Annotated in this window: 14 protein-coding genes; 6 read left to right on the forward strand and 8 right to left on the reverse strand. The window is 51.0% G+C overall.

The genetic code is table 11. From position 1 onward, the window contains the following. Nucleotides 1-58 precede the first annotated feature (58 nt). Entirely contained in the window at nt 59-2,935 is a 2,877-nt protein-coding gene (gcvP, locus tag RUDLU_RS0114695) for an aminomethyl-transferring glycine dehydrogenase (protein WP_019989155.1), read from the reverse strand. Nucleotides 2,936-3,169: 234 nt separating this feature from the next. On the opposite strand from gcvP, the gene RUDLU_RS29295 reads away from it, so the two are divergent. Next, entirely contained in the window at nt 3,170-4,564 is a 1,395-nt protein-coding gene (locus RUDLU_RS29295; RefSeq protein WP_083940583.1) for a LamG domain-containing protein, read from the forward strand. A gap of 98 nt (nt 4,565-4,662) precedes the next feature. On the opposite strand, the gene RUDLU_RS0114705 is transcribed toward RUDLU_RS29295, so the two are convergent. Next, nucleotides 4,663-5,502: a LamG domain-containing protein gene (locus tag RUDLU_RS0114705; RefSeq protein ID WP_027303076.1), complete on the reverse strand. Its 840-nt coding sequence runs from the start codon at nt 5,500-5,502 to the stop codon at nt 4,663-4,665. Nucleotides 5,503-6,203: 701 nt separating this feature from the next. Here RUDLU_RS0114705 and RUDLU_RS0114710 point away from each other — a divergent pair. Both RUDLU_RS0114710 and RUDLU_RS0114715 read left to right on the forward strand, forming a co-directional pair. Further along, nucleotides 6,204-7,007 (forward strand): class I SAM-dependent methyltransferase, encoded by an 804-nt coding sequence (locus RUDLU_RS0114710; protein ID WP_157580216.1) that lies wholly within the window; start codon nt 6,204-6,206, stop codon nt 7,005-7,007. A gap of 52 nt (nt 7,008-7,059) precedes the next feature. Next, entirely contained in the window at nt 7,060-7,761 is a 702-nt protein-coding gene (locus RUDLU_RS0114715) for a hypothetical protein (protein ID WP_019989159.1), read from the forward strand. On the opposite strand, the gene RUDLU_RS0114720 is transcribed toward RUDLU_RS0114715, so the two are convergent. Next, on the reverse strand, nt 7,762-8,973 hold the full coding sequence (locus RUDLU_RS0114720) for a glycosyltransferase family 9 protein (protein WP_019989160.1): 1,212 nt from the start codon (nt 8,971-8,973) through the stop codon (nt 7,762-7,764). Between the two features lie 719 nt (nt 8,974-9,692). Here RUDLU_RS0114720 and RUDLU_RS0114725 point away from each other — a divergent pair. Beyond that, complete coding sequence (locus RUDLU_RS0114725; protein ID WP_157580218.1) at nt 9,693-10,943, forward strand: hypothetical protein; 1,251 nt, start codon at nt 9,693-9,695, stop codon at nt 10,941-10,943. Here the strand turns inward: RUDLU_RS0114725 and RUDLU_RS0114730 are convergent. From RUDLU_RS0114730 to RUDLU_RS0114745, 4 genes are read right to left on the reverse strand one after another with little or no spacing between them, the layout of a single operon-like run. After that, nucleotides 10,922-11,968 (reverse strand): glycosyltransferase family 2 protein, encoded by a 1,047-nt coding sequence (locus RUDLU_RS0114730; protein ID WP_019989162.1) that lies wholly within the window; start codon nt 11,966-11,968, stop codon nt 10,922-10,924. The two genes, RUDLU_RS0114725 and RUDLU_RS0114730, sit on opposite strands and share 22 nt — an antisense overlap. Then, nucleotides 11,965-12,387, reverse strand: a complete 423-nt coding sequence (locus RUDLU_RS0114735) for a DUF2304 domain-containing protein (protein WP_019989163.1) — start codon at nt 12,385-12,387, stop codon at nt 11,965-11,967. Before RUDLU_RS0114735 ends, RUDLU_RS0114730 begins: the two co-directional genes overlap by 4 nt. 3 nt (nt 12,388-12,390) lie before the next feature. Further along, nucleotides 12,391-13,134, reverse strand: a complete 744-nt coding sequence (locus RUDLU_RS0114740; protein ID WP_027303078.1) for a glycosyltransferase family 2 protein — start codon at nt 13,132-13,134, stop codon at nt 12,391-12,393. Between the two features lie 12 nt (nt 13,135-13,146). After that, nucleotides 13,147-15,264 carry a DUF7657 domain-containing protein gene (locus tag RUDLU_RS0114745; RefSeq protein ID WP_027303079.1) on the reverse strand — a complete coding sequence of 706 codons (2,118 nt, stop codon included), beginning with the start codon at nt 15,262-15,264 and terminating at the stop codon, nt 13,147-13,149. A gap of 161 nt (nt 15,265-15,425) precedes the next feature. Between RUDLU_RS0114745 and RUDLU_RS0114750 the strand changes: the two genes are divergently transcribed. Both RUDLU_RS0114750 and RUDLU_RS0114755 read left to right on the forward strand, forming a co-directional pair. Continuing rightward, nucleotides 15,426-16,418: a lysylphosphatidylglycerol synthase transmembrane domain-containing protein gene (locus RUDLU_RS0114750; protein ID WP_019989167.1), complete on the forward strand. Its 993-nt coding sequence runs from the start codon at nt 15,426-15,428 to the stop codon at nt 16,416-16,418. A 73-nt stretch (nt 16,419-16,491) separates the two neighbouring features. Then, on the forward strand, nt 16,492-18,129 hold the full coding sequence (locus RUDLU_RS0114755; protein WP_019989168.1) for a M28 family peptidase: 1,638 nt from the start codon (nt 16,492-16,494) through the stop codon (nt 18,127-18,129). Nucleotides 18,130-18,189: 60 nt separating this feature from the next. Here the strand turns inward: RUDLU_RS0114755 and RUDLU_RS0114760 are convergent, their stop codons facing one another. Further along, nucleotides 18,190-19,785 carry an amidohydrolase family protein gene (locus tag RUDLU_RS0114760; protein ID WP_019989169.1) on the reverse strand — a complete coding sequence of 532 codons (1,596 nt, stop codon included), beginning with the start codon at nt 19,783-19,785 and terminating at the stop codon, nt 18,190-18,192. Nucleotides 19,786-19,847: the final 62 nt, after the last annotated feature.

Consider the following 19,847-nt stretch of genomic DNA (forward strand, 5'->3'; position numbering starts at 1 on the left):
ACCTAACCGGTCGGGGCTTCTGTGTATAGGATTTTTAGTTTTGGCGGCTGCCCAATTCCTAAGCCACTACTTCGGCTACCTCCTCGGCGTAGGCATCGGTAGGTACACATGAGCACACGAGGTTGCGGTCGCCATAAGCACTGTCGATGCGGCTCACCGTCGGCCAGAACTTGCGCGAGCGCACGTAAGGCAGCGGGAAAGCGGCTTTCTCACGGCTGTAGGGGCGGCTCCAGTCGTCGGTCAGTACGACCGATGCTGTATGCGGAGCATGTTTCAGCACGTTATCAGCTTTGTCGACCTGCCCGTTTTCGATTTCCCGAATCTCGTTCCGAATTGCAATCATGGCGTCGCAGAACCGGTCCAGTTCGCCTTTTGACTCTGACTCGGTCGGTTCGATCATCATCGTGCCCGCTACCGGGAACGACACCGTTGGCGCGTGGAAACCGTAGTCCATCAGACGCTTGGCCATGTCTTCTACTTCTACACCGGCCGCTGTTTTAAACGGACGGCAGTCGATAATCATCTCGTGGGCGGCCCGGCCACTCGTACCGGTGTAGAGTACCGAGTAGTGACCTTCGAGCCGCGTTTTGATGTAGTTGGCGTTCAGAATGGCGCGTTCAGTAGCGCGGGTGAGCCCTTCACCGCCCATCATAGCAATGTACGCGTACGAAATGGTCAGGATGCTGGCCGAACCATACGGAGCTGCCGACACCGCCCCTGAGCCATTGGCAACAGCAACGTGACCCGGCAGGAACGGCACCAGATGAGCCGCTACGCCGATAGGTCCCATGCCGGGGCCGCCACCGCCGTGCGGAATACAGAACGTTTTGTGCAGGTTGAGGTGGCAAACGTCGGCGCCAATAGTAGCGGGCGAGGTGAGGCCCACCTGCGCGTTCATGTTAGCACCATCCATATACACCTGACCACCGTGCTCGTGCACAATAGCACAGATTTCCTTGATACTCTCTTCAAATACCCCGTGGGTCGACGGGTAAGTAACCATCAGCGACGACAGCTCGTTGCTGTGCTGGATGGCTTTAGCACGGAGGTCTTCAACATCAATGTTGCCGCGTTCATCGCACTTCACAATGACCACTTTCATACCGGCCATCACGGCACTGGCGGGGTTGGTACCGTGCGCCGACTGCGGAATGAGAGCCACGTTGCGGTGATGATCGCCCCGGCTCTGGTGGTATGCCCGAATCACCATCAGACCTGCGTACTCACCCTGTGCACCCGAGTTGGGTTGCAGCGACATAGCCGCAAAGCCCGTGATCTCGCAAAGCCAGTTATTGAGGTCGGTAAACAGCTGGTGGTAGCCGGCTGCCTGATCTTTCGGAGCGAAGGGGTGCATCTTGCCAAACTCGGGCCAGGTAACGGGAATCATCTCGGCCGTTGAGTTCAGTTTCATGGTGCAGCTTCCCAGCGAAATCATCGAGTGCACCAGCGAAAGGTCTTTTTCTTCGAGCGACCGCAGGTAACGGAGCATTTCATGCTCTGTATGGTGCGTGTTGAAGACCGGGTGCGTTAGGTAGTCCGACGTCCGAACGAGTCGCTCAGGCCAGCTAATTTCGAGTTCCTGAGCAATCGTTTCGAGGTCAGTATCAACGCCAAACACATTGAGCAGGCTCACTACGTCGTCGTACGTTTTTACCTCATCAAAGGACACACCCACGTGCTGTTCATCGGCATGATAACGCAGGTTAATCTGAGCCGCCCGCGCCGATTTCTTCAGCGAATCGACATCGCTCACCTGTACGGTTACGGTATCAAAGTAATTTTCGGTCACCACCGTGTGTCCACACCGCTTCAGAGCGGTTGCAAACAGTTTGGTCAGGCCATGGGTGCGTTCGGCGATTTGGCGGAGCCGGTTAGGGCCGTGATATACCGCGTAGCTGCTCGCCATCACCGAAAGCAGTACTTGCGCTGTACAGATGTTGGAGGTAGCTTTTTCGCGCCGGATGTGTTGCTCACGGGTCTGGAGCGCCATCCGGAGGGCAGGCTTGCCTTGTGCGTCAATCGATACACCGATAATACGACCGGGAATTTGCCGCTTAAACGCATCACGCGTAGCAAAGAACCCCGCGTGTGGACCGCCGTAGCCCATTGGTACACCAAACCGCTGGGCCGAACCAACCACCACGTCGGCACCCATTTCGCCCGGAGGGGTGAGCAGGGTAAGCGACAGCAGGTCGGCAGCTACGGCCACGGTAATGCCCAGTTCGTGGGCTGCGGCAATCAGGTCGGTATAGTCGAATACCTCGCCGTCGGTGGCGGGGTACTGAAGCAGCATTCCGAAAATATTTCCCTGCGTAAGATCTATAGTACGGTGGTCGCCAACCAATACCTGAATACCGACGGGCGTTGCCCGTGTCCGAATCACGTCAATGGTTTGTGGGTGGCAAAGCTCCGATACAAACAGGGTTTCAGCGGTTTTGCGGCTTGCCGGGCGGGTGGCATACAGCAGGCTCATAGCCTCAGCTGCGGCCGTTCCTTCGTCGAGCAACGATGCGTTGGCTATTTCCATCCCGGTCAGTTCCGTGACCATGGTCTGGAAGTTGAGCAGTGCTTCGAGACGTCCCTGTGCAATTTCGGCCTGATAAGGCGTGTAAGCCGTGTACCAGGCCGGATTTTCGAGGATATTCCGCAGAATGACGTTCGGCGTGATGGTGTCGTAATAGCCCTGACCGATGTACGAGGTAAACACCTTGTTCTGGCGGGCCATCTTCTGAAAATTCGCCAGAAACTGGGCTTCCGACTGGGGCTCGGGCAGATTGAGCGGCCGGGGCAGTCGAATACTGGCGGGCACGGTTTGATCGATCAGTTCGCTGATGGACGAAACGCCCACCGTATCGAGCATTTGCCGAAATTCCTGATCCTGTACGCCGTTATGGCGATCTTCGAATGACTCCTGGTACCGGATATTAAGAGACATAGTTAGCAGATGAGCGCAATGCTTTAGAAACCAAACCCAAAATTACGAAGAAACGTGCCGACTTATCCATCACTTCTTTCAACAACTGTTGGCAGAGCCACTATCTGAGTAGCCTACTATCTCAAGAATTTTAATCTGTACACAGATATTGTATATTGATGCCCGAGTTTCGTGTCTATAAGCCGAATAAGGCCACCTTCTCGAACACTTTTTACAGCTATACCACCATCTACAATGTCTTTTCAGCACTACACCAGCCTGACTATTCTGGCATTCATCACTTTATTTGTTACGCTCGCGGGGCCAGACGCTCTGGCACAAGCTCCAACAAATCCGAACTGCACAACCATCACGTTCAGCTATACGGCGACCGGCAATAACACCGTTGTAGTAACTAATCAGACGCAACCTGCCAGTGTGACCATTAATTTAAAGAGTGGTAGTTACATGCAGATCAGCTCCCTGTCGGCCAACGTATCAACCAGTAACTTGCGCTTCTTCAATAAGCTCACCTCAAATGGCAATGTTAATGCCGGTTCAGGGTACATTGTGGAAGTTGACCGCTCTGTATTAGATATAGATACTCGCTATTTCAATAAGTTTTATGGCCCTTATTCGACCGTAGATCCTTCTGTTACGGGTGTAATAAGCGAGACAATGACGCCCTATGTAGATGCTAATAATAACGGACGGTTTGATGCATCAACTGAATGCCTGGGGATACCAGCTGTGTTAGTATATGTGGTTTCGCCACCCATAAACACCCCAAATGGCCTGATTGCGTATTACACCTTCGATGGTAATGCAACTGATGCCAGCGGCAATAATAACAACGGTACGATTCAGGGGGTGACACTTGTTCCAGACCGACGCGGTATGCCTGCAGGAGCATACCGGTTTTCAGCCGGTGCAAAGATTATCGTCTCCAACAGCTCTTCGCTTACGCTGAACGATGCTTACACATTTAGTGGTTGGTTTAATCTACGATCTTTTGAAGGAAGAAGTAGCTCGACAGGTGTTATATCTGTTACAGATGGTGTACAAACAATCTTCTCAAAAAACTGTGAACCCGGTCGTTTGTATGCTGGAATGCTCCCTGCTCCTGATGGTCCGCCCAGAATGAATATAGGAGGAGGAGTGCTACCTAATTATCTAAGTACCTCTACTAGAGTTAGTTTGGATACTTGGATGCACGTGGCACAGACTTATGAGCAGGGAGAAACAAGTCTGTACCTTAATGGTAACTTAGTAGCCAGAGGAGGGCTTAGCATTAATCTTTCAGCTTCCAATCAAAGCTCGCTTATTATTGGAGGAACGAGTTGTTCTTCTGATTTTTTCAATGGTGATTTAGATGACCTACGTTTCTATAACCGCAGCCTGTCGTACCAGGAGATAAAGTCTATTTTTATCGCCGAAAATGGACCTATCCAGTCCGTTAAAACAGGTAGCTGGCTCGACCCAGGCACTTGGTCATGCAACTGTATCCCCACGAGTGCCAATCCGGTCGAGGTTAAACATGTGGTCAACATTCCTGATGCTCAAACTGGATCTGCTTTATCAGTCAGGTATGGGGTTGGCGGCCGAGTTGATCTGGGGGCGAGCGCAAAGCTACAGTTAGTAGATAATTAGAGCCCACTTTCGGGTCAGCTACTGCTGATGGTAGTGTATTTGAACTTCGAAGGGTTGTGTGTTTAATGGAATAGCTAATGTGTACCAAAAGGATTGGCTTAGTTGGCTTCTAAATTGTACAAATGCATGATTTCGGAGTCAAAGAGACCGCGCCCGTAGATTCGTACATCATCTAATCCTCCGTTCATTATGAATCCATCGTATGGTTCGGCACCAATCATAGTTTTAATTCCATCATCTGTATCAAGATAAAGTGGTGCCGTTCCGACAATATGCTCTTTTCCGTTAATGTAAATCTTGATGGGGTTGCCTGCTCTTACACTACAGGCTATATGATTCCAGGAGTTTGCGCTGAATGTAGCTGGTACAGAATAGATCAGGGCAAAGTGAGGTTGTGCCCAGACTTCTAGCCTGATGAACCCAGATTCATAATACAACTGATATAACCCTTCTGGAACGCTTAAAAATGTATTCCGAGTGGTTGTGTTCGTAAAGTTTACCCCAGGTTTAAACCAAAGGCTAAGTGAGAAGTCGGTGGATATAGAGTTAAGGTAATTGTTCAAACTCAATATATTAATGGTATTGTTTAAGCCATTAAAGCTGTATGCTTTAGCTGTGTTGCCAAATCGGTCAGTAGTGAGGGTGGCTCCGTTGACTACCCCATGGTGTCCATTTCCGCTTTCGTCGTTGGCGTTCCCATTAAATGGGTAGTAGGCAATCAGCCCCGTTGAAGGCGTGAAACCCAGCTGTAGCGTAGCACTCGGAGAGGCATACACCAACGTGCCTTCCTGTTTGAGGCTGTAGGCCTTGGCCAGGGTGTTTGCCGGGATGGTGACGGTGTGGCTCGCCGAAATGGTGACCGCATCGCCCGAGTTGGGTAGGCGGTTACAGGACCAAACGGTGGGGTCGGTCCAGGTGCCTGTTTTGACCGAGCTCATCGTGATGCAGACGGGGGCTGTTGCGGTTGTAAACAGAGCCGAGGATGAATAGGCAGAGGTACTGGTAGCGGAGCAAACAGAGCGGATCTGCCACTCGTAGCTGGTGCTGGCGGAGAGGCCGGTGAGGGCAAAGGCGGTAGTGGTGCGGGGTATTATGGTATTCCGGTTACTGCTGGCTGCTGGTTTATGGTCTAGGTGGCACTGATTTGTTAATGATTCATATGTAGTGTAAAACGCCGAATCGACCCGGTTGCTATGTTGAACCCTCGCAGGGTGGGTACGAAGTTGGCTTAGAAGGACTACCGAAAACAATATGTTCACACTATGGAAAAAGACTTGGTGCGAGAAGAGGGTAGATAAGAGCATTGGATGAGTAAGTAACCACGGCAAAACTAATTAAATAAACTATCAACAATAAGTTTATTTAATCTGTAATATTTGTATGTTTTGGTTGTGTGTAATAGTTAAGAGCCCAAACAATTGAGAGTGAGAAAATGACCTTTGTAAGTATTATTAGCGGTTGTGAAATTACATGCCATGGTATTTTATTTTACTCTTCAGGAGACAGGATTCCTTTCGGCATAAAAGTTGTAGAAGGAATGGCTGGTTAGTATAGAACTTACTACTTTTACATAGTACACAAGAGGCTCTATGCAGAAGTAGATGGTTCTATGTGCTGTTAACTTTTCCCAATCTTGATCGTGTCGTCAATCCGTTCATCCTGCCGGGTATGTGGAAGTCAAACCCGCCCACTCTTTTCTGCCAAAGTACTGGGGAAGTACGATGTACAGTATGAAGAGTGCGCTACCTGCGGATTTGTACAAACCGAGAATCCTTACTGGCTCGATGAAGCATACAGTAGCGCATTCACTACTACTGATACAGGTACACTTCAAAGGAGCCTGATTATGGGTAGGTCGGCAGCGGCAATTGCCTATTTTCTATGTAATCGATCGGGTCGGTTTGTTGATTATGCGGGTGGGTACGGTACACTGACCCGCTACATGCGCGATGTCGGATTCGACTTTTATAGCACAGATCTGTACGCCCAAAATATCATTGCCCGTGGTTTTGATGCTGCACCGGGTCGATACGAAATGGCAACTGCATTTGAATGCTTTGAGCATTTTGTCAATCCCGCGGAGGAGATTACAAAGATATTGGCGTACTCCGATACGATTTTCTTTACAACGCAGCCTTGCCCCGACCCGGCACCCGCCGTTGATACATGGTGGTACTACGCCCCGCATCACGGCCAACATGTGGCCTTGTATCGGCCCCGAACCTTGAAGATTCTGGGCCAACAGTTTGGGCTGAATTATTATAACATCCGCAACTACCATCTGTTTACTCGCAAGCAGATGCCCTCCCTCTTCTTCTCATTTTTAGTGTTGGCTGGCCGGTTTGGGTTGGGCCATCTGATTGGATTACTGATGAAAAGTCGAATTCTCTCTGATGCTGCCCTGCTGGAAACCCGTACGAAGGAAGGCGCCTTAATTCCTTGACCGTTAAATATCTATGAAAAGTTATCAGGATTATCCTCATCAATCCGTGTCCATGTCGAAAGATACCTTGTTTCGGCAGACATTGATCGACTTATTTGCCAATAACCCAATCGACTACGTTATTGAAACTGGGACCTGGCTTGGCACAGGCTCTACGCAAACGTTGGCAACGGCTTTCCCAGCCAATCGACCGCCCAAAGCCTATTATACCATTGAGGGGAATCTGACATTCCATACCATCGCGCGGTTTAACCTGCGGAAATGGTCGTTTGTAAAGCCACTTTGGGGAGATACAGTTGCGAAAGACAAGGCCCTGGCCTTTATCCGGCAAGATGAGGTACTGAAGAATCACGAAAAGTACCCCGATGTTTTTATAGATACGCTCGACAATCCTGTTCAGTTTTACACGAATGAAGTAGAGGGTAAGCTGGGTAAGAATCTGATCATTTCGGCTGTCGACTGGTTTGGCAATTCGTTTCTCAACCGGCCACAGGATCTGTTGCATCAGCTGGTTTTGCGGCATCGGGATGATCGGCCTCTGGTTTTGCTCGACTCGGCCGGCGGCATCGGCTGGCTTGAGTATCAGACAGTTCGGGATACGCTGGGTAATCGGCCTTATTGGCTTATTCTGGACGATATTCACCACCTGAAACATTTTAGGTCCCTGGCTGATGTACAAACCCGCCCCGATTTCCGGGTCATTGCCCATAGTCTGCAACATGGCTGGCTGGTAGCCGAACATCTGGCGCAGTAGTCAGCGTACCCCTGTTGCCTGTAGCATGTTGGCGGCTGACTGGTAAACGCGGTCGGTGCTGATGGTCGCGATCTGATACGGTGACTCTGGGTTCAGGTCCGGGGCTATCTGTTCTAACCGATGCCGATTGGCCTCTACCTCGGGGGGGTACACATGCACTATATGAGTAGCTAGTTCGGGTGGGTATGGGTGCCACCGGATAAGCGATTTTCCCTGCGAAATGACGACCGTGGGCGTTTGGGTGGCGGCAGCCAAATGCACCGTACCGGTTTCATTGCTGATGAGTAAACTGGCCCGGCTGAGTACATAGGCCAGCTGCGGAATCGATAACTGGCCGGTCAGGTCGATGGTTGGTTCGGGTAGAGGGTTGGTTCGTTTGAACTGGTCAGCGTAAACCTGCTCACTGGGTGAACCCGTCAGGACAACGGCATGGTTTGGATACTCGCGCTGAAGCTGATAGGCCACGCTGGCAAATCGTTCGGCTGACCAAACTCTAAATTCCTGGCCCGCTCCAAGGGACAATACAATGTAAGGCTGTGGTAGGGGCACTTCGGCCGCTAAAGCCGGATTGAGCTGAATGGCGTACTGACGAACGGGTTTTTGCAGAAACTCTTCCACGATACGCCGGTTACGTTCGTGCTCAAACAGGAGTCCGGGACCTGAGTCGATCAGGCGGGTATAAAGCCGGTCGCCAAGGGCAGCCTCCCAGCGTTTGATATTTACATAATCGGTACGGCAGCCAATGCGTTGTGTCGCTCCGCTGGCCCAGGCCAGAAAGTCATCGAGCACCAATACCCGGCTGTAGGTAGGGCAAAAGACCGTTTCGACTCCTAGCCGACGGAGCTGCTGCACAAACCGGAACCGGTACTGCAGATTGGTGCTGAGGGCATAGATATCGGTCCAGATGAACTCGTCAACAAAAGCCGAATCGAACGTTTCGGCAACCGACCGAACAGCTGCATTACCGCAATAAATAATTCGGTGGCCGCTGTACGTGGGCGATTGGCGTATTTGCTCCAGAAACCCCCGAAACATCAGGTAATCGCCAAAAACATCGAGCCTGAGTATGAGCAACGTTTCTGGGCGTGGTCGGTGAGGAGTGCTCAAGATCGCAACCCAATCGGAGAGCCAAAGCACAGTGTCGATGGCGGCCAGAAACGGCGCGAGCCAGGGCGAAGTTTTGAGTTGCCGAATAAGTGTTTTAAGGTTCATTCGTGTACAATTGCGCTCGAAATATACTGTAATTCTGTTCGATCACTGTGATATATAGAGGCTGATGAGCTTCCCGAAAAAGTCACCAAACGATTTGTTGGTCAGTTCGTATCCTGACCGTAGCTTTATCGATAAAATTTCCCGCTTCGTTTATGGCTAAATCTGCCCGTTCTCGTTCTGTCTCCAAGCCAGTAGTGTCTCCCAAATCGCCCTCACCGGTTGCGGAGCCTAACCCGGTGATTTCTGCTCAATCAGCTACGGCCGATGGATCGCGTATGCTATCGCCCAGTTTACGGTATCTTTTAATTGGAGTTGGCCTCCTGTTATTGGTTTTTCCGGCCTTGTCGTACTATCAAACTGTTTGGGGAAGTGCCTTCAACTACCCCTTTGAAGACGATTTTGACTCACTGCTCCGATTTATCAATGGGTTTACAAAAGCAGAGACAACAGCGGGGCAGAAATTGGGTCTGCTGGTAGCCCAGCACAATGAGCATCGTATTGTTTTTGACCGACTTGTCTTTCTGCTCCAATACTATACTGGCGGTCAGGTTAATATCCGAACACTCATTCTGATTGGTAATAGCTCCCTTCTGTTTCTTACAGGGTTATTTTACTTTGCTTCGCTTCGCTCTCTATCGTTGCCAGCTCGTCTGCTTTACTTTGTTCCTGTAGCATACGTGTTGTTTACACTGCATTTTTGGGAGCTAACAGTATGGGGCATGGCTTCATTGCAGAACCTGTATGTGTTGGTGTTTGTGATGGCGAGCTTTTACCTGATTGATAGGACGCCCAACCGTCCGCGAGCGTTCTGGGGGGCTTGTGCTTTCGCGATACTGGCTACGTTTACGAGCGGAAATGGTCTGTTTGCCTTTCCGGTTGGGGCACTGATGCTTTGGCTATTGGGCCAACGCCGGTATGCCGCCATATGGAGTGGGATAGCTGTGCTTACGGCTGTTTTGTATTTCTGGGGCTTTGAGCGTTCTGAGAACCTACCCAGTGTTTATGATTCACTAATTGGAAATACGGGACGGGCTATCGACTATTTCTTTACCCTGACAGGGTCGGTATTTGCCACAAGCCCCGAAGCGCCCTCGCGAGCCGGAAAAGTCCTGTTGGTACTGTATTTGGGTTTACTAGTCTACCTGATTCGTACCCGGCGATTAACGGATTACCTGCCCATGGTGGGCATGGTAACCTTTGTGTATGTCACCTGCCTGTTGTTGACGGCCACCCGCTCTGGTTTTGGCGTTATACAGGCTACTAGCCCTCGATACGGCATTCTTTCGGTGGTGTTGGTGGCGGGGATAGGCGTGCTGTTAGTCGAAGCCGTGAAACATCAATGGGCCCGCCTTTCGGTGGGGCTTGGTTTTGCTGCGGTGGCAGTGTATCTTTTCTTTACCACACAAGAACTCAATGAAGTTAAGGTAGCTGACAGAACCCGCCTTTTGCAACTGTGTGCAGCGTTTTACAACGATAACCCGCAAAACCTACTGGTTTATTGGGGTACCTCCCAGCAGGAAGGGCAGCGCATTCTTAATGAAGCCTTTCGCCGAAAAACGTACCAAATTCCGAAGGTCATGCTGGCCGATTTGGCCAGTACTCCCCGTCAGCTGGATGCAGCGGAGGTAGTTCCGCAAGGGACCATTACGGCCGAGGCCCGGCCGTTTGAGACCAAAGACCATATTGTATTCTGGAATACGTGGGCAGTGGCTGATGGTATGGATGCGCATGCCGGCCGTACAGAGATTATTGCTCAGGCACCGGGGCAGGCCTACGCCTTTGATACCGGAAAGCATATGCGCTACGATGTCGCCAACCAAATGCAGTCGATGCAATTTGCGGAAGCGGGTTTCTCTTCGGTATTGCCAAAGGCATCCCTGAAAAAAGGCCAGTACACCTTATGGTTGCATCTGACCGATGGTCGAAGCCATGCTTACAAGCCTTTAGATCAGGGCTTTGTGGTCAACTGAGTTGGTCTTAACCAACTATAAATGGCTGTTAGCAACTGGTTAGCCAGTTTGCTAACAGCTCCCGAAGACAATTGGTCGACCGGCAACCGGGTTGAAGCACTCGCCAGCAAATCTGCATCCGAAATTTGGCGGGTGGCCTGAATTTGCCGGTTTTGCTTTCCTATCCATTCACGATTTGACCATAACCAGCGGTAGGCACGTGCTCGGCTTTTAAGGTAAGGAATTCCCCTAAACGCAAATAGCCAAGTCAGTAACTCGGTTAAGAGTAACGCGGGCAGCATACGTTGCCGGGTAGTAGCCGACAGAGTACGTAGAAGGGTTAAAACACGGTTTCGCTCCAGATAGTAAAACTTGGTTGGTGTCATCCCTAAACGGTAGTAGTGGGTGATTACAGATCGCCCATCGCATAGTAAAGCGTAACCAGCCAGTCGAGCCCGAAGCGATAAGTCGGCATCTTCAAAGTACATAAAATGGGCTTCGTTGAAGCCGCCCAATTCTCTTACAGCTTCGGTTGGAGCCATTAAGGCAGCTCCTGAAAGTAAAGGAACCTCCTCAAGAGTGTTGTGTGTAGAGCCGGGCTCATTGATAGCCCGACACGTGGTAATACCGGTGTAATGCATCTGATTGCCACAGGCATTGATGGTTCCGTTGGGATTAAGAAGTTTGGGGTTTAAAAAGGCTTTGGGGTACAAACGAGCGGTTTCGAGCAGGTATGATATAGCGTTTGCCCCCAATTCAGTATCCGGATTTAGAAAAAGTACCCACTCGCCTGCAGCTTGTTGTAGCCCCAGATTGTTGCCGCCTGCGTAGCCGGAATTGGTCGGATTAGGAATATACCGGGCATCAGGATACGTATGGGCTAGCCAGCTCTTTACACCATCAAATGGGTAATTGTCAACAATCAGTACCTCAAATTTGGCGCTATTAGGCTGATGGTAGATGCTCGGTAGGCAGCGCTTCAGGTCGTCGATGCTTTTGTAAGAAACGATCAGGATCGTTAGCGTCGGCCCGGTATGGGGCTTCATAAGGATGGTGGTATTGGGCTAACGGTAGTCATTGGCTGCGTAGGCTCGGGCTTGCTCACGTTGACCGACTGACGCTGATCTAACTCCTGGCGAAGGTAGGCTAGCTCGTGAGTAAGGTTCTTTATCTGGTTCTGTTGCCTCGAAATGACCACAGATAGGTGGACCAAAAAAACGATGATTGCCAGAATACCTACCAGAAAAATAAGCGAAGGTGGGTAATACACACCCAGCAGGAGGGAGATTTTCTCCAGCCCGGAACGCCAAAACGAGAAAACCAGCAGGAAGCCGGTGCAAACAATCCAGACAACCGAATATTCCTCACGGAGGTGCCCTTTAATAATGAGCCGAAAAATCATAATCATGAACATCAGCGCCCCTACGATGCTGATGAACTGAATGGTTATCGGAAGCGATTCCATACGTCAGAGAGTTAGAACTGGGCGGTTACGGAGCCGCAAAAAGATGAACAAAATTCCCAGAGTTACCTTGATCATATAGTAAACGGCCCGGCTAGTGTTGATGGACGACACCCCCCCCTGTCGTTCGCTCATCACAACGGGGACTTCGAGCATTCGGAGCTTGTTAAGACCAAATTGAACGATAGCTTCTGGCTCCGGGTATTCATCCGGGTAATATCGCTCAACCAGAGCGAGTGTTTTTCGGTTGAATGCCCGGAAGCCAGAAGTACTGTCGTGGATAGTCTGACCGATCAGAAACTGGTTGAGCCATCGGAAATAGGTAATACCCATACGACGGGTTGCTGATGACTGAAAGCCCTCGCGTGTAATGAACCTTGAGCCAATAACCACATCTGCCTGATTGTTGAACAACGGTTGCAGCAACTTGGGCAGCTCATGGGTGGGGTGTTGCCCATCGCCATCCATCTGAACGGCAATATCGTACCCATTACGCCAGGCAAACTTATAGCCGGCATGCATTGCTCCGCCAATTCCAAGATTAGTGGGTAGATTAAGGTATAAGCAACCAGTCTGGCGAATGGCTTCAACAGAGCGGTCGGTCGAACAGTCATTGACAACCAGTACGTCGAGGTTTAACCGATGCTTATCGCGGGTTTGATAGATTCCCGCCACTACTGACTCAATGGTGTCTTGCTCGTTATAACAAGGGACAATGATCAATATGTGCGAATCGACAGCAGCTATCATGCCCGGAAAGCGTTAGAAATTGGTCTGGTAAATTGTCAGTGACCCCAGTGTAGCCACCTGCTTCATGCACCGCACTTCAACCGGTTGTGGTGCATGGTCGAATACCTGATACTTCACGTTCAGTTGCTTCATTTTGGGCGAGCAGGGGTCCATGGCGATAATGTAGCCATCTTCAAACTGATTGACCAGCACAACGGAATCTTTACCATCAACGTACGATTGGTTGGTAACGTGAGCGTACCGATTGTACGCCGAATCGCGCTTCATTTTGGGGTCAAGTACACTCATGATTGTCTTCCGATTCGGAATGTATTTAACCCCCGTAATCTGCTTGGCACCCGTTGCCGTGACCATATACGTAATAAACTGATTCCCATTGACAATCCACCGGGCGTTAGGGTTCTGTTCGACCAGTGATTTGACGGTTCTGAAAAAAGCATTCTCCGTTATGGGGCTGAGGCCTTTTGATAATGGATTGGCTTTAAGGTTGGGTAGCAGAAATAGAATCAGCCCTGTACAGAAAATAGTCAGGCGGTAGGGGATGGCAATTGATGATACCAGTAGTACCCCCATCATGGTAAAAAACACAACCGGGATAAACGTCTGAAAAGGCTTGATCAGCCCCTCTGAATCATTGATGTTCACATAGGCTGTATAAATCATAAAGGCAGCAATACCAATTACAGCTACAGCGTTGGCCCAAACTGGAAGCTTAACCTCATCTTTTGCGGTATTGGCCGTACTGAGGGCACCCAGATATAGAAACAGAAGCACAACTGCGCCGATGCCCATAGGTACCTGACCCCGGCGGGTTGGTACCATGCTCATCAACGATAGTTTGGCCAAACTTTTTGGAAAGCCTACTTCCATCCAGATCCACATGAGCAGGACAAAAACACTACCGCCAACAATCATCCAATCGATTCGGCGTGTTTTGACGAAAAGCAGAACCGACAAGGGAATGATAATTGGGGCAAAGTTGAGATAGTGTGACAGCTCGCAGATGTTCAACCAGCTTTTGGGGAATTTTTGATCATCGAAAAACCAGCTGTAGTACTCAGAGAAAGCGTTGGCAATGAATCCGGTGCCGCCTGTTTCGCTACGCTGACCCGGGTAAACCGTACTCGAGAGAGCCTTCAGGGTTTCCTGCACATCGTTGTAAAACACATATAATACAAAGCCAGCTACAAGGGCAATGCCGCCCAGGGCACCCAATCGGATCGGCACTCGGTTAATTGGGAAAAGGTTTTTACGCTCATTGATTAGGTATCCCACCAGCACAAAGGCAAACAAGTAAACCATCGGTAATTGGTACGGCGGGTACAGGTAAAGAGCATAGCTAATAACGCTCCAGATCAGCAGCAGAGCCCATAGAGCAATATGAGTCGGCTTCTGGGCTTTCAGAACATAGATAGCGGCCACAAAAGCCAGACCGCAGTAGCCTATCATGGGAGCCGGTATGAACGACCAGCGTACTGTACCTGAAGACAGAAAAAGAGTAAGGGCTCCTGTCAAAGACAAAAGGTAATTGTTACGGCATACAAGCAGGAAAAACAAAAAAGACCCGATCAGCACCAGAAAAGGGTTACTGTTATACATCCACGAGTATCCTCGTTCGGCGTCGAGAAGCATAAAGCCCCAGTGCATAAACTTGAATACGGTCACAATGTGGTTAGTGGGTGAAACGAGCAAAGCGGCTTTCAGGCCACCAATACCCTCGTTCTCATGTCCAAACTCATTGCTGACATTAGACAGAATCCAGGGAGCTCCCACCGCATAGTCGTCCATCCGAATCTGCTTGGGTGTACCTGCCACCAACCCACGGTTGGGGGCACTCCCGTCGGGTAGGAGGGTATTCCAGATAGGAAGCGACACATAGTGCCACTTGAAAAGAACAAACAGAAGAAAAATGCCTATAAACGCCCCCAAGGTTATTTTGACCCGCTTGTCAAACCGAATCAACACCGACGAGTCAGTAGCTTGAGTTGAGGTAGCAGGTAATGTTGGGCTACGATCAACAACTGGGCTTACGGGTTGAACCGGCACTGCTGAGGCTGCCTGCCGGGTTGGTGATGTCTCGTTTTCGGTCGGTTTTCCAGATTGAGATCGTTTTTTCGACGATTTAGACATAAGTAATAGGTCGGGGCTGATTACGAATTAGAACAACATAGGCAATAAATATGCCTAAATCGCATAAAGTCAAAATTAGTATCCCCTACTGGTTGATCAAAGTAGATGAAAGTGATTAGGACGTTAAAATTTCGGTACTTTACAGTCATTTCAAAGAATAAATGAAGCAGACGCTAACTCGAGGGCTGTTTATCGGAGTTGCTCTTGCCTTGCTGGTTTATGCATTGAAGGATATTTCGTTTTCCGATATTGTTGGGCAGTTCCGGCAGGCTCACTATGGCTGGGTGGTTGCGTCTGGTTTGGTAGTTGTACTGATCTACTGGGTACGCGCTATGCGCTGGCAACAATCATTACTGGCCCTAAATCATCACCCTACTGTATTTCGGGCAATGGTGGCCTATCAGACAGGGGCCTTCGCCAGTATGCTTGTGGTTGGTTCGGGAGAGCTTACCCGGTGTATTACACTACAGCGAACCGATCAGGTGCCAGTGTCGCACGGGCTTGGGTCTGTGGTGGCTGAACGAGTGCTGGATCTCCTGATGCTATTGGTGGTGATGATGCTGGCATTTGTATTGGAGTCAGGCCGGATGATCCGTTATTTTTCAGGTATGACCTGGTCTGTTTCTGGATCAAGACTGGTCATTTTTCTGGGCCTTTTTCTGGTTGCATTAGTCGGCCTGACTTGGCTTTGGCGCAGTCCTTTTATTCGAAAGCACCCTTTCACTATTAAATTAGAGGGGTTTGCCAAAGGCCTTTGGAATGGGTTTGCTGCAATCCGGCAACTCCCCAACCCGAGGCTATTTGTTATTCTGACTATTATGACCCAGGTGTTATCGTGGCTACACCTTTATTTGCTCATGCTGTCTGTAGAGAGTACCCGCGACTTACCCCCAACAGCAGCACTTACCGTTCTGGCGGTTGCGTCCATTGGCGGCTTGGCCGTTCCGACGCAGGGCGGGGTAGGTACTTTCCATTTTTTTGTGGGCCGCATATTGGTGCTATATGGGTTGAGTGCGGTACAGGGAACAGTTGTTGCTACTTTTTTACATACCATGGGGTTGGCTACCAACTTGGTTTTGAATAGCTTGAGTTTTTTGATTGTCCCGGTTCTCATTGCTCAGGCGAAACGTGAAAAAATGACCGCACCTGAGTAGAAGGGATCTGAAGTAAGTCCAATATCCACTGTTCCATAACGTTTTTAAATCAATTAAACCATCAACTAAATACATGAAACATTGGCTTTTTAAAACAGCCATTTGCCTGACTGCGAGTTCGGTTGTTCCCCTCCTCGCGCAAACGCCCGCTGCCCAACCCCCCTCTGCCAAACCAGAGACATACGCTCAGACCGTTACAGCCGATGACCTCCGCAAACACCTGACCATTCTGGCTGCCGACGATATGGAGGGCCGCGAAACCGGTACCCGAGGCCAGAAAAAAGCAGCTGAATACATTGCCGGCCAGTTTTCGGCCCTTGGGCTCAGGGCTGTTGTGCCCGGTGCCGACGGCAAAACGAGCTACATGCAGCCGTTTACGCTCTACAAAAAGACCTGGGGTGATTTCTACGTTAAAGCGGGTGGTAAGCAGTTTGTCTACCTGAAAGACTTTCTGACCAACGGCCTGATTGCCCTGCCGCAGGAAACAAATTACGAAACCGTGTTTGTCAACTATGGTATTGTCGACGATAAGTTCAACGACTATGTCAACCTCGATGTGAAAGGCAAAGCCGTGGTCATGCTCGACGGCGAACCCAAAAATGCCGACGGAACCTCGGCCGTGACCAACTCGGCTGAGCCCTCGCGCTGGGGAAAGCCCGACAGCTGGCGGTACCGCGCGCAGGTGGCCAAAGACAAAGGCGCGGCTCAGGTGTTTATCATCTCGGCGGCCAATGCCGATGAGTTTAAGCGGCTACTCACAGAAAGGGCGGCCTTACAGCAGCGTTTCAACCGGTTGAGCCTGAAAGCGGGGCAGGAGAACGTCGGCACGGTAGGAACCTTCATGATTTCGACCGAAATGGCAGCTGCCCTGCTGGGCAAGAAAACGGCACAGCTCACCAAAGCGATTGAGCAAATCAAGAGCAAAGGCACGAGCACCGTTGGTAAATTGGCAGGTACCGTAGCCGTAAAGGCCGAGCGTAAAGACGAGAATGTACAAACCGAAAACGTAATGGGTTTTGTGGAGGGCACTGACAAGAAAGACGAGGTGGTCATCGTGTCGAGCCATTACGACCATATCGGTATTAGCCCCGATGGGCAAATCAACAACGGTGCTAACGACGACGGGTCGGGTACGGTGTCGGTGCTTGAGCTGGCGCAGGCGTTTGCCAAAGCCAAAGCAGAAGGCAACGGCCCCCGCCGGTCGATGCTCTTCCTGACGGTGGTGGGCGAAGAGAAAGGCCTGCTGGGTTCAGAGTACTATACAGATTTCAGCCCCGTGTTGCCGCTGGCTAACACTGTCTGCGATCTAAACATCGATATGGTGGGTCGGGTCGATAATCTGCACGAAAACAAGTCGCCCAAAGACAATTACATTTACGTGATTGGGTCCGACAAACTGTCGTCGGATCTGCACCGGATCAGCGAGAACGCCAATAGTCAGTACACCCAAATGGAGCTGGACTATAAGTACAACGATCCGAAAGACCCGGAGCGTATCTATTACCGTTCAGACCACTACAACTTCGCCAAGCACAAAATACCCATCATTTTCTATTTCAACGGATTGCACGCCGACTACCACCGGCCAACCGACGATATCGAGAAAATTGACTTTAACCTGGCCGAAAAAACGGCTCGTCTGGTATTCTACACTGCCTGGGAGGTAGCCAACCGCGAAGAGCGCCTGAAAGTCGACAGCAATAAGCAATAGAAATAAGGAGAAGGGAGAAAGGAACGCAAGCGCGCCTACCCTTCTCCCTTTCCTCCTTACTTATTTCCCCGGCTGCCGGATCTCGAAATTCTCTTTCTTCTTGGCGTCGGCTACCATAGCCCGCACATCAGCCAATAGCTTTTTGGCGTCGTACACCACGCCATCTTTTACCGTGTAGGTTACACCACCTACGCGTTCTACTTCGTTTTTGTCGTTCAGGTGAATGGCTCCGGTGCCGTACAAGGTTTTGAGGTTGGCCAACGGATTTTCTTTGACAATCACGAAATCGGCCAGCTTACCTACCTCTACCGAGCCAATTTGCCCGGCCATGCCCAGGGCTTCGGCGCCTTTGATGGTAGCCGCCCGAATTACTTCGAGCGGATGAAAACCTGCTTCGCGCAACAACTCCAGTTCCCGGATGTAGGCAAACCCGTACAACTGATAAATGAACCCGGAGTCGGAGCCGGTAGTGACCCGACCTCCCCGGTTCTTGTACTCGTTGATAAACTGCATCCAGAGCTGATAATTACGTTTCCAGGCTACTTCCTGCTCGGTGCCCCAGTTGTGCCAGTACGAGCCGTGCGAAATACGGCTGGGTCCGTAAAACCGCCACAAACTGGGCATCGTGTATTCGTCGTGCCACTCGGCCCGGCGTGCCAGCATCAGGTCTCGGTTGGCTTCGTAGATGTTGAAGGTCGGGTCGAGGGTAAAGTCGAGCCGGATAAGCGAGTCCATCACGGCATTCCACCGGGCTGTGCCGGGCTTGGCGGCTTGCTCCCACAGGCGGCCGGCCTGCTCAAACCGGTGTTGTTCGTTGTTGTAGTTGTAGTCGGCCGGGTAGTCCTGCACGGTCCGGTCGGCAAAGAGGGCTTCGGGTAGGCCATACCAGTGTTCCATGGTGGTCAGGCCCGCTTTGGCGGTAGCCAGCACGTTCATCCGGGCCACTTCGAGCTGGGCATGATGGCAGGCTGAGCGAAGGCCTAACTTCCGGTTTTCGTCGAGAGCGGCCCGAAAAACAGCCGGTTCTGCGCCAAAGAATTTGATGCCATCGGCTCCCCGTTTGGCGTTTTGCTGCACCCAGGCGCGGGCCTGTTCGGGGGTGATGATGGGCTCTTTGGCCCCCTGCCCAAATACGGTATAGGCCAGAATCCGCGGAGCGACAATCTCGTTTCGGTTGCTTTTGGCGCGGTGTTCGAGTACCCAATCGAGACCGTTGCCGGCCGATGGGTCGCGGATGGTGGTGATGCCGTGCCCCAGCCAAAGTTTAAACACATACTCGGCGTTGGCTCCCTGCGCCTGTCCGCCAATGTGCCCGTGCATGTCAATGAAGCCCGGCATCAGGTACATCCCGTCGCAATTCAGCTCTTTGTCGCCGGGTTTGGCAGATGGGCGGCTTGCCGGGTCGATAGGTACACCGGGGTAGCCAACCGGCCGAATCTGGGCAATCCGGTTCTTTTCGACTACAATATCGACCGGCCCCATGGGCGGTGCCCCGGTGCTGTTGATGAGCGTAACGCCCCGGATAATGAGCCGGTCGTACGGGCCATCGCCCTCGCCGGTTTTACGGGCAGGGGCTTTTTCAACCTGCCCCTGCACAGGTAGTACACAGGTGATTAGCAACCCGATGAGGGTAACGCAGCAGTAAAGAAAACGCATAGGTATCGTGGGTGAGTACGTTGGAGTTTGAGGGCGGGTGTTCTGGCCCCTACATTGGGCAA

Source organism: Rudanella lutea DSM 19387 (genome assembly GCF_000383955.1).
Taxonomy (GTDB): Bacteria; Bacteroidota; Bacteroidia; order Cytophagales; family Spirosomataceae; genus Rudanella; species Rudanella lutea.